The organism is Microbacterium sp., assembly GCF_051860965.1.
Taxonomy (GTDB): Bacteria; Actinomycetota; Actinomycetes; order Actinomycetales; family Microbacteriaceae; genus Microbacterium.
Genome location: NZ_JBIMKU010000007.1, coordinates 1 through 13207, shown reverse-complemented (window position 1 = coordinate 13207; position 13207 = coordinate 1). Strand labels below are relative to the sequence as shown.

Here is a 13207-nt window from a genome sequence, read left to right as displayed (position 1 = left end):
CCGAGCCCACCGGCGCGTCGACCGATGACCGCTGACGAGATCCGCCGCATCTTCCTCGAGTACATGGCCGAGCGCGGCCACGCGATCATCCCGAGGGCGCCGCTCATCCCCAAGGATGACCCGACCACGCTCTTCACCGGCAGCGGGATGCAGCCGCTGCTCCCGTATCTGCTCGGCGCCGAGCATCCCGCCGGCACGCGCCTCGCCGACAGCCAGACGTGCCTGCGCGTGCAGGATGTCGAGGAAGTCGGCGACAACCGCCACACGACGTTCTTCGAGATGCTCGGCAACTGGAGCCTCGGCGACTACTTCAAGCAGGAGCAGATCCCGCAGGTCTGGACGTTCCTGACCGAGAAGGTCGGGCTCGACCCCGACCGGATCTACGTGTCGTGCTTCAGCGGCGACCCCGAGAACGGCATACCGAAGGACGAAGAGGCGGCCGGGATCTGGACGGGGCTCTTCGAGGCGGCCGGGATCTCGGCCGGGCAGGTCGATGTCGGGACCGAGGAGCACGCGGCCGAGGTCGGCACGGCCGGTGCGCGCATCGCGTTCTACGGTAAGAAGAACTGGTGGTGCCGGGGCGGCAAGGCCGAGGACATGCCCGTCGGCGAGCCGGGTGGGCCCGACACCGAGATGTTCTACCTCTTCCCCTCGGTCGAACACGATCCCGCGTACGGCGCGCACTGCCACCAGAACTGCGACTGCGGGCGCTTCATCGAGCTCGGCAACTCGGTGTTCATGGAGTACCGCCGCACCGAGAACGGGTTCGAGCCTCTGCCGCGCCGCAACGTCGATTACGGTGGCGGGCTCGCGCGCATCGCCGCGGCCGCGATCGACAGCCCGGACGTCTTCAAGATCGATCTGCTGTGGCCCATCATCGAGCGACTCCAGGAGCTGTCGGGCAGGACCTACGAAGACGAGACGCGCGCGATGCGCGTCATCGCCGACCACCTGCGCGGCGCGACGTTCCTCGCCGTGGACGGCGTGCGGCCCGGCAACAAGGCGCAGGGGTATGTCATGCGCCGACTGATCCGCCGGGCGGTGCGTTTCGCGTTCGATCTCGGCCTGGAAGAGAACTTCTTCCCCCAGATCATCCCCACGATCGCGGGCATCTACGAGGAGCACTTCCCCGAGGTCGCCCAGCACGCCGAAGAGGTCGAGGCGATCCTCGCGAAGGAGGAGCAGTCGTTCCGACGGACGCTCCGCAAGGGGCTCAAGCAGCTGAAGGCCTATGCCGCGGACGGTGTCACCGGCCGCGAGCTCTTCGTCCTGTCGGACACCTACGGCTTCCCGGTCGAGCTCTCGACCGAAGAGGTCGAGCGCCAGGGCATCCCGCTCAGCGAGGACTGGCGTGCGGAGTTCGACGAACAGCTGGCCGAGCAGCGCGCCCGGTCGCAGCGATCGATGCTGCAGCCGGGCTAGCGCTCGCCCAGCTCGCCCGGATGGGTCAGGCGCCACCACTCGGTCGGCGGTTCGATCGACCCTTCGATCACGACCGGGACGCGCACGGTGTTCGGACCAGCCGTCCAGGTGATCTCGCCGATGACCTCGCCGTCGGCGTACTCCTTCGGTGTCGTCGTCGTCATCGTCGCGGTCGCCACCGTGTCTGACCAGACCAGGATCGCCGCGCTCTCTCCGACGACCATGCGCGCCGAAGAGCCCCACGGCGTCGTGAAGGTGCCGACCTCGTCACCGTCTGATGCCACGGGCAGCCGCTGGAAGCCGGCGCGGATGCCGCCCAGCACCCCCAGCACGCCCTCGTTCACACTCGAGCGCGACCAGCCGCCGAGCGTGACACCCGTCACGTGGAGCGGCGCGTCGATGCCCACATCGACGGTCGCCGTGTACAGGAAGTTGTAGCTGCCTTCTCCGAGATTGCCGGTCTTGAGTCCCGTGATCCCCGCGGTGCCGAGGAGCGAGTTGGTCGTCGGCATCCCGCCCAGCTGTGCCACGGTCGGGCTCGCGGCGATCCGGGCGATCACGGGATCGGCTGCTGCGAGCTTGCCGATCGCGATCAGATCTCCCGGCGTGCTCGTGTTCTCTCGGCTGACGCCCGTCGGCTCGACGATCGTCGTGCCGGTGAGACCGTGGGCGGCGAGCCAGTCGCGCGCCGCTCGAGCGAACCCGCTCTGCGAGCCGAACGCCCACTTCGCGACGGCCTCGGCGTAATTGCACGCCGACGGGACGATCATGGCGGCGAGTGCCGTGCGCAGAGGCATCGACGTGCCGGTGGGCATGGGAGCGATCGTCGCGCCCATGACGTAGTACTTGTCGTAGAGATCGTGATCGGCTTTGTCGAAGACGAGCGTCGGTCCGTTGTCGCCATCGGCGAGGGGGTGGGCGTCGAGGATCACGAGCGCCGCCACGATCTTGGTGATGCTCGCGATCGGGCGGGGTTCGGAGGTGCCGCTCGTCAGCCAGATGCCGCTCGCGCTCTCACCGAGATACTCGTCTGCGCCCGAGACGCTGACGGCCGTCGCGCCGTCGACGGGAAGCGGGATCGCCGCCGCACCGAGCGCGCGGTCGGCTGGCGTCGACGTCGACACCTCGGGCGCAGGCAGGGGAGCGGTGAGCGCCCAGGCGACGTAGCCGCCGATGGATGCCAGCACGACCGCGAGCACGACGCCGGTCGAGATGAGTGCTCGGGTGCGGCGCGCGCGGCGGATCTCGGGGTCGACGGCGGCGACGGGGGCGGAGGATGTCATGAGCTCGTCGAGTTCGGCGAACTCTTCACGCGAGTCGTCGTGGAGTGTCATCCGGCTCCGTTCTCCCGCCCCCGACGACCATCGTGCCGCACCCTGGTCGCCGACGGACCAGCGGTACAGGATCTGTGGAGAACGGTCCGGACATCCGCGAGAGGTGGGCCGCAGCGACCGCCGACGATCGGTGGCGCGCGAGCGCATAGGCTGTGCCGTGATCCGACCGGGAGGTGAGGCGTGACGACGAACAGCGACGCCGGTCGCGCCCGACTGCTCTACGTCGAGGACGACCCCGAGATCGCGGCGATGACGATCGAGATGCTCGCGGACGCGTACGACGTCGCCCACGCCGACGACGCCGAGGGTGCACTGCGCCTCGCCCTCGCGGGAAGGTACGACGTGATGGTCGTCGATCGGCGCCTCCCCGGAATGGACGGTGTCGACTTCGTCCGCGCGGTGCGCACGGCGCGGATCACCACGCCGATCCTCATGCTCACGGCGCTCGGAACGGTCGACGATCGTGTGAGCGGACTGGACGGCGGAGCCAACGACTACCTCGTCAAGCCGTTCGACTACGAGGAGCTGCTCGCACGGCTGCGCTCTCTGCGCCGCGCCTTCCGGGCCGACGGCGAGAGGAGGATGCTGGGCGACTGGGTCTTCACGCCGCAGTCGAACGCCCTGTACGACCCGACGGGCTATCGCATCGCCCTGACCGCGACCGAGAACGCCCTGCTCGAGCTGCTCAGTGCGAGCCCCGAGCACGTCTTCTCGCGGGCGGAGATCCTCGCAGCGGTGTTCGGCGCCGGCGACACCACCAGCTCGGTGGACACGTACGTGCACTACATCAGGCGAAAGTCGGTGCCCGAAGTGATCGAGACCGTCCGCGGGAGCGGGTACCGGGCGGGGAGCCCGACATGAGCGACCAGGATGCGGAGCGCGTGCGCCGGGCGGCCCGCTCGGTGGGGAGCTACGTCGCGATCGCGTCGGCGCTCGTCATCTCCGGCGGTGTCGGCATCCTCGTCGCCGTGATCGTCTCGACATCCCGCGCCGAGGGGGAGGAGCATGGCGGCCTGCGGCCGGGCGGCGGCCCGCGCGACGACCTGGTCGTCGACCTCGACAGGGTGCTGCCCGCCGTCATCGTCCTGGGCGCCGTCGGGGTCGTGCTGCTGAGCGTCATCGCATGGTTCGCCGCGCGCAGATCGGTCCGGCCGCTGGGCGACGCGCTGCGGGCGCAGCGCCGCTTCGTCGCCGACGCCAGCCACGAGCTGCGCACGCCGCTCACGACGGTCACGAGTCGCATCCAGCTGCTGCAGCGGCGGCATGAGCGGGGAGAGCCGATCGACGACACGATCGCCGATCTGCGCGCCGACGCCGCGACGATGAGCGACGTGCTCAACGACCTGCTCCTCGCGGCGGAGGGGGCCGCCGCATCCGGATCCGACGTCACCGACGTGTCGGCCGCCGTCGATGCCGCAGTGCAGTCGCTCGGGCCGATCGCCGACGACGCGGGCGTCACCCTCGCCGTCGCGCACGGCACGCCCGCGCAGGTCGCCGTTCCCGCGGTCACGCTCACGCGGGTCCTCGTCGCGCTGCTGGACAACGCGATCCAGCACTCTCCCGCAGGCGCGTCGGTGGACGTGGCGACCGACGTCGAGGACGACGGCGTCGCGATCCGCGTCACGGACCAGGGCGCCGGCATCGTCGGCATCGATGTGGAGCGCGTCTTCGACCGGTTCGCCCGTTCGGCCGAGAGCGGTCGTCGCCGGGGCTTCGGGCTGGGACTCTCGCTCGTGCGCGATGTCGCTCAGCGCGCGGGCGGCACGATCGAGGTCGAGCGCACCTCGCACCAGGGCACGACCTTCCTGCTGAGGCTCCCGCTCGTCGACTGAGTCAGGCGGCGGCCGCCACGATGTCGATCTGCGTCGGCCCGAGCCAGCGCGCGACGCGCCCGTCGTCGGCGAGGAGGATGCCGGTGCGCGTGCCGGCCGTCGCGATCCACGCGCGGTCGTCGAAGCCCGCGACGACGGCCGCCGTCGCCCAGACGTCTGCCTGCGTCAGCCCGTCGGCCACCACCGTGGCCGACGCGACGCCGATGGCCGCCCGTCCGCTCCGCGGGTCGATGATGTGCGCGCCCCGCTCCGCGTGACCCGATGTCGCGACGGCGCCGTCGCGGATGCCGAGCGTCGCGGTCGCGGCTCCGGGGCGCTGCGGGTCGGCGATCCCCACGTTCCACTGCCAGTCGGCGTCGGCCGCGGTGAACAACTGCAGGTCGCCGCCGGCATTGATGCCGACGGCGATCTCGTGCTCGACGAGGGCCGCGAGGTGGCGCCGCGCGGTTCGCTCGACGGCCCACCCCTTGACGTATCCCGTCGGGTCGAATGTCCCCCGCCAGTGGGCGGAGAAGAGTCCGTGCGTCTCCTCCTGCGCGACACGGCACGCCGACTCGACGACCGCGATGAGCGGGTCGGCATCGCGCACGGTGAGCTCGCCGCGGCCGATCCGCGAGACGTCGGAGTCCCGGCGATACGTCGAGAAGAGCCGATCGATCTCGCGCAGCTCGCTGAAGCAGTCCTGGACGGCCTGTTCGGTGCCCGGGCCCGGGGTCGCACGTGTCGACCTCACATGCACGCTCACCGGCATCCCCATGATCTCTTCGACCCACACGTGCCGCGGCGGCCTGCGCGCGCCCATCAGCTCTGCGCCTGATCGATCGCGCTCTGCAGCGACGTCAGATATCCGTCGCTCGTGTACGTCGCTCCCGAGACCATGTCGATCTCGGCGCTCTGCGCGGCGATCGTCTCGCTGACCAGACGCGGGAGCGCGCTCTGGTTGATCGCGCGGTCGCGGCCGTTGCTGTCGGGGTAGTCCACGACCGTGACGTCCGAGATCGCGCCCTGCGACACGGTGATCTGCACCTGGACCGGACCGTAGCGCGTGTTCGCGGAGTCGCCGGTGTAGGTGCCGTCGGTGAGGGATGACGTCGTCGTGGCGCTCGACGAGGTGCCGCTCGACTGCGTCGAGGACGATCCGCTCGTCGAGGATCCCGTCGTCGACCCCGAGGCCGTGCCGGACGACGTCTGGCCGGACGTGGAGCCCGTCGACGCCGGCTCGACGACGGTGGGCTGCACGGCCTCGAGCGAGGTGCGGTAGCTGAACAGCAGGACCAGTCCGCTCAGCGTGGCCAGCACGGCGTAGATGATCTTCTTCATGGCGTACTCCGGTCTCAGACGGTGAACGATTCGGAATGGATGCGGTCGGCAGGGAAGCCCGCGCGGCGCAGGTCGCCGATGACCGAGGCCATCCACGGCGACGGGCCGCACACGTACACGTCGTACTCCTCGACATCGGGCGCGAGATACCGCACCAGGTCGGCGCCCCGCCAGGCCTCGTGACTGCGGGGGATCCACGACGACGTGCCCTGCGCGCGCGAGCCCGGAAGGTCGACGTGACGGAGACCGCGGGATGCCTCGAGCCCTGCGATCTCGCGTCGGCGGAGCCCCTCCTCGGGGACGCTGTCTCGCGTCACGAGGGTCGCGCCTCCCGGCGCGTAGGGCTCCGCCTCGAGCAGGGCCACGAGCGGAGCGACGCCGGCTCCCGCTCCGATCATCAGCAGCTTGGCGCCTGTCCGAGCGGCTCCCGTCATGTGGCCGAACGGCCCCTCGATGAGCACCTTCGTCCCCGGACGCAGGCGCGCGAGGCGCTGGGTGCCCTCACCGGCGAACCGGGCCGTGATCGACAGTCCGTCGGCGCTCGGTGCGCTCGAGAGCGAGAAGGGGTTTCCGCGGGTCCAGCCCGGCCCGTCGAGGAACCGCCAGACGAAGAACTGTCCGGCACGTGCGCCGAGGCGGTGAAGAGCTCGTCCGCGCATGTGGACGGTGACGCCCTTCGTTCCATCGGCTTCGATCCGCGAGACCCGCACCACGTGGCGGGACGACCGGATGAGCGGCACGGCGATGCGGAAGACGACGATGGATGCCGCGGCGACAGCCCACAGCGTCCACCAGTACACCGTGGCCGCGGGCGACGATAGGAAGTCCGCACCGGTCCACAGCTGGTGGGGGAGCGCGAGCCCGACACCGAGGTAGGCGTACAGGTGCAGCAGGTGCCACGACTCGTAGCGCAGGCGCCGGCGCGCCCGGCGGATGGACGACACGACGACGAGGACGATGAGCAGCGTGCCGACGGTCGCGAGCAGCATCCCCGGGTAGTCCCAGATGAACTGCCACAGCTGCACGAGCGGGTTGATCCCGGCGGATGCCGCATACCCGGCGACCAGCAGGGCGATGTGGGCCAGCAGCAGCCAGAACGACCAGAAGCCGACGAACCGATGCATCCGCGTGATCCCTTCGCGCCCGAAGCCGTGCTCGAAGAGCGGGATGCGCGCCATGAGCAGCACCTGATACAGCAGCAGATTCGCCGAGATGAGCCCGGTGAGGCGGCCCAGGGTCGTCAGCGTCTCGGGTGTGAAGCCGAGGGCGGCGGTGACGCCGCCTCCCGACACCCACAGCGCGACGACGAACAGGCTCGTCAGCCAGATCACCGTCGTCGCCCCTGCGCGCCACAGCGCCGTACGGGGGTGTCGGGGCGCGAGCGCCGAGGGTGCCGGCGCGGATGATGCCGGCGCGGGGGATGCTGCGGAGCGAGCGGCCACGGTGGTCATGTCGCCATGGTCGAGGCGTCGTTCTGAGAGAGATCTAAGAAACGGCCGCCCACAGCGACCTCATAGCTGACGCGTAGGTCGCCGCGGGTTTCCGCGCCGGTCGGCGGAGCGCTGGCCGCAATGGTCGTCGCGTGATTGGGTGTGTTCATGTCGACGCTGCCCGTGCCCGGTCCGCATGCCGGCGAACCCCACCAGCAGGGACTCGCCCAACGTCTGAACTGGCTGCGCGCAGGCGTGCTGGGCGCCAACGACGGGATCGTCTCGGTCGCGGCCATCGTGGTGGGTGTCGCCGGTGCGACGAGCGAGCTCGCCCCCATCCTGACGGCGGGCGTCGCGGGTCTCGTCGGCGGAGCGATCTCGATGGCGCTCGGCGAGTACGTCTCGGTGAGCAGCCAGAGCGACAGCGAGCACGCGCTCATCGCGAAGGAGAAACGCGAGCTGCAGGAGATGCCCGAGCAGGAGCTCGACGAGCTCGCAGGGCTGTACGAGGCGAAAGGACTCCAGCCCGCGACGGCCCGTCAGGTCGCCATCGAGCTCACGGCGCATGACGCGGTCGCCGCCCACCTGTCGGCCGAGCTCAACATCGACGAGAACGACGTGGTCAGCGCCTGGCATGCCGCCGGCGCGTCCGCCCTCGCCTTCACCGTCGGCGCGATCCTGCCGATGCTGGCGATCCTGCTTCCGCCTGCGGGATGGCGGGTCCCCGTGACCTTCGTCGCCGTCCTCGTCGCGCTCGCCCTCACGGGCTGGATCTCGGCGTGGATCGGCGGCAGTTCGAAGCGCAAGGCGATCCTGCGCGTCGTGATCGGGGGTGCGGCGGCGCTCGTCGCGACCTACGGGATCGGGTCTCTTCTGGGCGCGTCGGGGGTGGTCTAGCTGAGCATGGACGCGGACCAGCGTGACGAGCTCCGGATGCTGCGGGCCCGGGCGTTCGGGCCGTCGTCCGACATCCACGAGGATCCCGCGGCGCTGAGTCGGCTGAGCGAGCTCGAGGAGCTCGCGCGCACGTCGCAGCGGACCGAGAAACCCTCGCCCGTCTCGGTGGGCGAGGCAGAGGACCCAGAGGTCTCGACGGTCGATGAGCCGCGCGTGCAGGAGCCCGATGCGCCCCCCGAGCCGTCCCCGCCCGCGCGCGACGGCCTGCGCACGCGGGCGCTGTGGGTGGCATCCCTCGTCGCGACCGCGGCCGTCGCCGTCGCCGTCACCGCCGCGACCACACCGATCATCAGCGTGCCCCGGCCGCCGGACGCGCGCCTCGTGGGCACGATCGAGATCGACGAATCCGCCGGGTGGCCACCGATGTTCGGTGAGCCCCAGAGCGACTCGGTCGTCTACGAGGACTTCTACGGCCTCACCGCACTCCGGCAGGGCGGCAGCGTCTTCGGACAGGGCGACACGGAGTGCGTCATGATCTTCGAGACCGGTCCGCTGCGCTCGCCGACCGATTCGTACGAGGGGCCGTCGTTCTACGGCTGCGGGGCGGGGGCCTTCCCACCGCGGGTGCCCGTGCTCATCCAGGCCGGGATGCCGACGGAGCTCATCGTGCGGTTCCCGGTCGGCACGGCGCTGGAGTTCGTCCTCGACGGCGAACGCCTCGGGGTCTTCTCCGACGCCGACTGACGGCCGGTCACGTCACTGAGATGAGTGACCTCTGCCACCCCGACGAGCCGTTCGGCGCGATGGGCGCACGCTCCTCGATCTGCAGGTCGCCGTTTTTGTTCACCGCGCGCACGGCGACGTAGTGGGTGCCGGGCGTGGCATCCCACTCCATGACCCACTGCACCCAGGTGTCCTCGTTGATCGGGGTCGAGAGGGTGGCCGGCATCCATTCGCCCTCGTCGATGCGCACCTCGACGCGCTCGATGCCCACCGACTGCGCCCACGCGACGCCCGCGATCGGGATGCGTCCGGCGGCCACGGGCTTGCCGATCTTGGGAGTGTCCACGCGTGACGAGAACTTGATGGGCGCCTCGGCACTGTAGCCCCGCGGCGTCCAGTACGCCTCGTCCTGCGCGAAGGTCGTGACCTTCAGCTCGGTGAGCCACTTCGTCGCCGAGACGTAGCCGTAGAGTCCGGGCACCACCATGCGCACCGGGAAGCCGTGCTCGAGGGGGAGCGGCTCGCCGTTCATGGCGACGGCGAGGATCGCGTCGAGTCCGTCATCCGTGAGGGCCGACAGCGGAGTGCTCGCGGTGTATCCGTCGACGCTCCGCGAGAGCACCATGTCTGCACCCGACTGCGGACCGGCCATGCTCAGGATGTCGCGGATCGGCACACCGAGCCACTTCGCGTTGCCCACGAGCTCGCCGCCCACCTCGTTCGAGACGCAGGTGAGGGTGATCGCATACTCGTCGAGTCCCATCGCGACCAGGTCGTCGAAGCTCAGCTCGACGCGCTGATCGACCATCCCGTCGATGACGAGCCGCCAGGTGGCGGGATCGATGGACGGCACCGTGAGCGCCGTGTCGACGCGATAGAAGTCGGCGTTGGGCGTGAACAGGGGGCTGATGCCCTCGATGTCCAGTTCGGCTCTATCCGGCACCGTCACCGTCGATCGCGGAGCGGGCAGGTCGAGCGCCCGACGCACCGCGTCGACGGACGACGTCGCCATGCTGATCGCACGGGCCGTGACGCCGACGATGATCGCCGAGGCGCCCGCGATCCCCGCGACGACGAAGAAGCGTCGGCGATCGATCTTCGTGTCCGACGCCCCCTCGTCTCGCCACCCGTGCAGGCGACGGCTGAGGAGGATCAGGATGACGGATCCCGCGACCGTCCCGACCACGGGCGGCAGGAACGACAGCGGCGTGACGCCGGCCCGGGTCACGATCGCGGCGATCGAGAGCACGCCTGCGATCCCCAGCGCGATGACGCCGAGCGGCGGTCTCACGAACTGCAGGACGCCGGCGATCGCCGAGGCGATGACGACCGCCAGCCCGAGCCCGGCGAGCAGGGCGATCTTGTCGTACTCGCCGAAGGTCGCGATCGCGAACTCCTTGAACGGCTGCGGCACGATGTCGATGACGAACGAGCCGACGGCGAGCACCGGACTGGCGTCCCTCGCGACGAGCAGGGCGAGGAGCTCGGCGGTCGCGAGGAACACCGCCCCGCTCACGATGCCGGCGATCGCCGCAAGGCTGAGGAACTTCCAGCGGCTGCGCTTCGTGGTCACGAGGGTCTCCTGCCGTCGGGTCACGATCTATTCGGAGGCGATGGCGGAACGGATGGATGCCGGCTCCGACCGACTACTCCTGCGCGAGGAAGACTCCGACGCGGTCGCCGTCGAACGCGATCCGCAGCGCGGCGTCGTCGGGGAACTGCGCGCGCAGCTCCTCGGTGGAGGAGGCGCCGACCGTGAACTGCGCGATGGCGGGGAACGCGCCCGCCCCGCACCCCGAGTAGACGGTGAAGTCGATCGAGTAGCCCTGCTGGTCGTCGTAGTCCTCGGGGATGCGGTCGGTCGGGACCATGGCGAAGCAGTTCGATCCCTGTGAGCCGAGATACGAGAAGCCGCCCGCCGTCTCGAAGATCGTGTAGCCGTAGAACTCGAACGATCGAGAACTGGGTCCCGCTCCCATGTATCCGACCGGTACGACCGCCGTCGCCGTCGGTTCGAGCGACGCGATCTGCGTCGCGCCGCCGGAGTCCGAGACAGGTGCGACGAAGGTCAGCGAGAACGTGATCGCCGCAGCGACGGCGGCGGCGAGCACCACCGAGAGCGCCCAGAGCACGCGAGTCAGGCGGGGGGTGCGCGCAGGCGCGGGATCGGTCACCGCGGGTGTCGCATCAGGCTCGGCGACCGGCGTGGACGGCGGGGAGTCCGCCGGCTGTGCGGGGGGCGTGGCATCCATCGCTTCCTGCACAGGCACCTCGACCGCGACCGCCGCTGCCGCTCGCGACTCGAGTTCGCGAAGTCGCTCGGCGGCGGAGGGATCTCGATGGATGTCGGCGGCCGGGCCGTATGCGCGTACCCGGAGCGCGCGGAGTTCATCCTGAGTGGCGTCGTCGGTGTGGTGCATCGTGACGCATCGTCTCATGCCGGAGCGGGGGTCCTAACGTATGCACGCGCGTGTGCTCGACTGTCGGCGCGTCCGGCGAACGCGCCGAGCGGGCCCGCACGCGGCCGACGACCGCCGCGGTGCGCGTGCGAATTCAGTGCGCGACGAGGAGCTGCGAGACGCGGTCGAGAGCGCCGGGGACGAGCGTGTAGTACGCCCAGGTGCCGCGCTTGCTGCGCGTGAGGAACCCCGCTGTCGTGAGGATCTTCAAGTGATGCGAGACGGTCGGCTGGCTGAGCCCGACAGGCTCGATCAGGTCGCACACGCAGGCTTCGGATCCTTCCGACGCGGCGACGATCGACAGCAGCCGCAGGCGTGTGGGATCCGCGAGGGCCTTCATCGTCGCCGCGAGCCGTTCCGCCTCTACGGCGGTGAGGGGCTCGCGCACGAGCGGCGCGCAGCACGTTCCGGCCGTGACATCCGTCACCTCGAGCGCAAGGGGCATACATCGACAGTAGTCGATATTGACAGTTGTCGATAGATCGAGCAGAATCGGGCATCGACGTTCATCGATATCTGCGGGAGGATGCAGTGACACTTCTCGGCCTGACGCCCCGTGTCACCACCAGCGCGCGGATCGCGACACTGCCGGTCGTGATCATCGGGGCCGGCCCCATCGGACTGGCTGCCGCGGCGAACCTCGTGGAGCGCGGTATCGACTTCATCGTGTTCGAGTCGGGTGCGGAGGTCGCAGCGAGCGTTCGGTCGTGGGGGCACACGCGACTGTTCTCGCCGTGGAAGCACCTGGTCGATCCGGCGTCTCGTCGGCTGTTGGAGGCGCAGGGCTGGGAACTGCCAGAGCCGGAGCGCGCTCCGACGGGCGCGGAGCTCATGGAGGATTACGTCGCGCCGCTCGCCGCCGTCGATGCGATCGCATCCCGCATCCGCACGGGCGTGCACGTCGAGGCCGTGACGCGCGAGGGCATGGATCGCACCCGCACCGCCGGACGCGCGGCGACGCCGTTCAGCGTCCGCGTGCGGACGGCCAACGGATCCGTTGAGGATGTCGCGGCGCGCGCCGTGATCGATGCATCGGGCACCTACCTGTCGCCGAACTCGCTGTCGTCGAGCGGTCTCGAGCTGCTCGGGATGAGCGATATCGCCGACCGCGTCACTCCCGCCCTGCCGGACGTTCTCGGGCGCGACCGCGATGTCTTCGCGGGTCGTCGCGTGACCGTCGTCGGCGCTGGACACTCCGCAGCGAACACGCTGCTCGCGCTGGTTCAACTGCTGCGCGAGGAGCCCGGCACGAGCGTCACCTGGCTCATCCGGAATGCACAGGCCGTGCGGGTGTCGTCCTCGGCCGACGACGAGCTCGCCGATCGCGCACGACTCGGCGGACGGGTCGATCAGGCCGTCGCATCCGGCACCATCGCCCTCGTCGACGGATTCGAGATCATCCGCGGCCACCGCACGACAGGCGGCGTCGAACTCGTCGGGCAGCGGCGCGGCGAGGTCATCACCCACCAGACCGACGTCGTGGTGAACGCGACCGGCTTCCGCCCCGACCTCGGGATGCTCCGTGAGATCCGGCTCGAGCTCGACGAGATCGTCGAGGCCCCCAAGCGGCTCGCCCCGCTCATCGACCCGAACCTGCACTCGTGCGGCACGGTCGAACCCCACGGGTTCCGTGAGCTCACCCACCCCGAGCCGGGCTTCTTCATCGTCGGCATGAAGTCCTACGGCCGGGCGCCCACCTTCCTGCTGGCGACCGGCTACGAGCAGGTCCGCTCCGTGACGGCGTGGCTCGCGGGCGACATGGCCTCCGCGTCGAAGGTGGATCTCGTGCT

At 70.2% G+C, this 13207-nt stretch carries 13 protein-coding genes; 6 read left to right on the top strand and 7 right to left on the bottom strand.

Features of this window, described 5'->3' with window-relative positions; translation table 11 throughout:
* Positions 1-24: 24 nt before the first annotated feature.
* Positions 25-1422: an alanine--tRNA ligase-related protein gene (locus ACTIFV_RS13865; RefSeq protein ID WP_439593380.1), complete on the top strand. Its 1398-nt coding sequence runs from the start codon at positions 25-27 to the stop codon at positions 1420-1422.
* Here ACTIFV_RS13865 and ACTIFV_RS13860 read toward each other — a convergent pair.
* Positions 1419-2756, bottom strand: a complete 1338-nt coding sequence (locus ACTIFV_RS13860; RefSeq protein ID WP_439593379.1) for a D-alanyl-D-alanine carboxypeptidase family protein — start codon at positions 2754-2756, stop codon at positions 1419-1421. The two genes, ACTIFV_RS13865 and ACTIFV_RS13860, sit on opposite strands and share 4 nt — an antisense overlap.
* A gap of 180 nt (positions 2757-2936) precedes the next feature.
* On the opposite strand from ACTIFV_RS13860, the gene ACTIFV_RS13855 reads away from it, so the two are divergent.
* Positions 2937-3617 carry a response regulator transcription factor gene (locus ACTIFV_RS13855; protein WP_439593378.1) on the top strand — a complete coding sequence of 227 codons (681 nt, stop codon included), beginning with the start codon at positions 2937-2939 and terminating at the stop codon, positions 3615-3617.
* Positions 3614-4588, top strand: a complete 975-nt coding sequence (locus tag ACTIFV_RS13850) for a sensor histidine kinase (protein ID WP_439593377.1) — start codon at positions 3614-3616, stop codon at positions 4586-4588. The genes ACTIFV_RS13855 and ACTIFV_RS13850 overlap by 4 nt, the downstream gene beginning before the upstream one ends.
* 1 nt (position 4589) lies before the next feature.
* Here ACTIFV_RS13850 and ACTIFV_RS13845 read toward each other — a convergent pair whose 3' ends face one another.
* Genes ACTIFV_RS13845 through ACTIFV_RS13835 form a run of 3 tightly spaced genes read right to left on the bottom strand, consistent with a single transcriptional unit; the run spans position 4590 to position 7359 of the window.
* Positions 4590-5390, bottom strand: coding sequence for an FAD:protein FMN transferase (locus ACTIFV_RS13845; RefSeq protein WP_439593376.1), 801 nt, complete (start codon positions 5388-5390; stop codon positions 4590-4592).
* On the bottom strand, positions 5390-5908 hold the full coding sequence (locus tag ACTIFV_RS13840) for an FMN-binding protein (protein ID WP_439593375.1): 519 nt from the start codon (positions 5906-5908) through the stop codon (positions 5390-5392). The genes ACTIFV_RS13845 and ACTIFV_RS13840 overlap by 1 nt, the downstream gene beginning before the upstream one ends.
* Before the next feature lie 14 nt (positions 5909-5922).
* On the bottom strand, positions 5923-7359 hold the full coding sequence (locus ACTIFV_RS13835) for a ferredoxin reductase family protein (protein WP_439593374.1): 1437 nt from the start codon (positions 7357-7359) through the stop codon (positions 5923-5925).
* A gap of 147 nt (positions 7360-7506) precedes the next feature.
* Between ACTIFV_RS13835 and ACTIFV_RS13830 the strand changes: the two genes are divergently transcribed.
* Together ACTIFV_RS13830 and ACTIFV_RS13825 are read left to right on the top strand one after the other, a co-directional pair.
* Positions 7507-8235 carry a VIT1/CCC1 transporter family protein gene (locus tag ACTIFV_RS13830; protein ID WP_439593373.1) on the top strand — a complete coding sequence of 243 codons (729 nt, stop codon included), beginning with the start codon at positions 7507-7509 and terminating at the stop codon, positions 8233-8235.
* 36 nt (positions 8236-8271) lie between these two features.
* Positions 8272-8979: a hypothetical protein gene (locus ACTIFV_RS13825; protein WP_439593372.1), complete on the top strand. Its 708-nt coding sequence runs from the start codon at positions 8272-8274 to the stop codon at positions 8977-8979.
* A 7-nt stretch (positions 8980-8986) separates the two neighbouring features.
* On the opposite strand, the gene ACTIFV_RS13820 is transcribed toward ACTIFV_RS13825, so the two are convergent.
* From ACTIFV_RS13820 to ACTIFV_RS13810, 3 genes are all read right to left on the bottom strand, one after another.
* Positions 8987-10531, bottom strand: coding sequence for a molybdopterin-dependent oxidoreductase (locus ACTIFV_RS13820; RefSeq protein ID WP_439593371.1), 1545 nt, complete (start codon positions 10529-10531; stop codon positions 8987-8989).
* Positions 10532-10604: 73 nt separating this feature from the next.
* The gene (locus ACTIFV_RS13815) at positions 10605-11378 is read right to left on the bottom strand and encodes a hypothetical protein (RefSeq protein ID WP_439593370.1); all 774 of its coding nucleotides are present in this window, start codon (positions 11376-11378) and stop codon (positions 10605-10607) included.
* 133 nt (positions 11379-11511) lie between these two features.
* Complete coding sequence (locus ACTIFV_RS13810) at positions 11512-11862, bottom strand: metalloregulator ArsR/SmtB family transcription factor (protein ID WP_439593369.1); 351 nt, start codon at positions 11860-11862, stop codon at positions 11512-11514.
* Between the two features lie 86 nt (positions 11863-11948).
* Between ACTIFV_RS13810 and ACTIFV_RS13805 the strand changes: the two genes are divergently transcribed.
* Positions 11949-13207, top strand: a 1259-nt coding sequence (locus ACTIFV_RS13805) for an FAD-dependent oxidoreductase (RefSeq protein WP_439593368.1), incomplete at its 3' end; no start/stop codon positions are given.

Coding starts and splice junctions, on each gene's coding strand:
- ACTIFV_RS13860 (WP_439593379.1), bottom strand. CDS start 2,756: ATGACACTCCACGACGACTCGCGTGAAGAGTTCGCCGAACTCGACGAG.
- ACTIFV_RS13845 (WP_439593376.1), bottom strand. CDS start 5,390: ATGGGCGCGCGCAGGCCGCCGCGGCACGTGTGGGTCGAAGAGATCATG.
- ACTIFV_RS13835 (WP_439593374.1), bottom strand. CDS start 7,359: ATGACCACCGTGGCCGCTCGCTCCGCAGCATCCCCCGCGCCGGCATCA.
- ACTIFV_RS13850 (WP_439593377.1), top strand. CDS start 3,614: ATGAGCGACCAGGATGCGGAGCGCGTGCGCCGGGCGGCCCGCTCGGTG.
- ACTIFV_RS13840 (WP_439593375.1), bottom strand. CDS start 5,908: ATGAAGAAGATCATCTACGCCGTGCTGGCCACGCTGAGCGGACTGGTC.
- ACTIFV_RS13825 (WP_439593372.1), top strand. CDS start 8,272: ATGCTGCGGGCCCGGGCGTTCGGGCCGTCGTCCGACATCCACGAGGAT.
- ACTIFV_RS13815 (WP_439593370.1), bottom strand. CDS start 11,378: ATGCACCACACCGACGACGCCACTCAGGATGAACTCCGCGCGCTCCGG.
- ACTIFV_RS13865 (WP_439593380.1), top strand. CDS start 25: ATGACCGCTGACGAGATCCGCCGCATCTTCCTCGAGTACATGGCCGAG.
- ACTIFV_RS13830 (WP_439593373.1), top strand. CDS start 7,507: ATGTCGACGCTGCCCGTGCCCGGTCCGCATGCCGGCGAACCCCACCAG.
- ACTIFV_RS13810 (WP_439593369.1), bottom strand. CDS start 11,862: ATGCCCCTTGCGCTCGAGGTGACGGATGTCACGGCCGGAACGTGCTGC.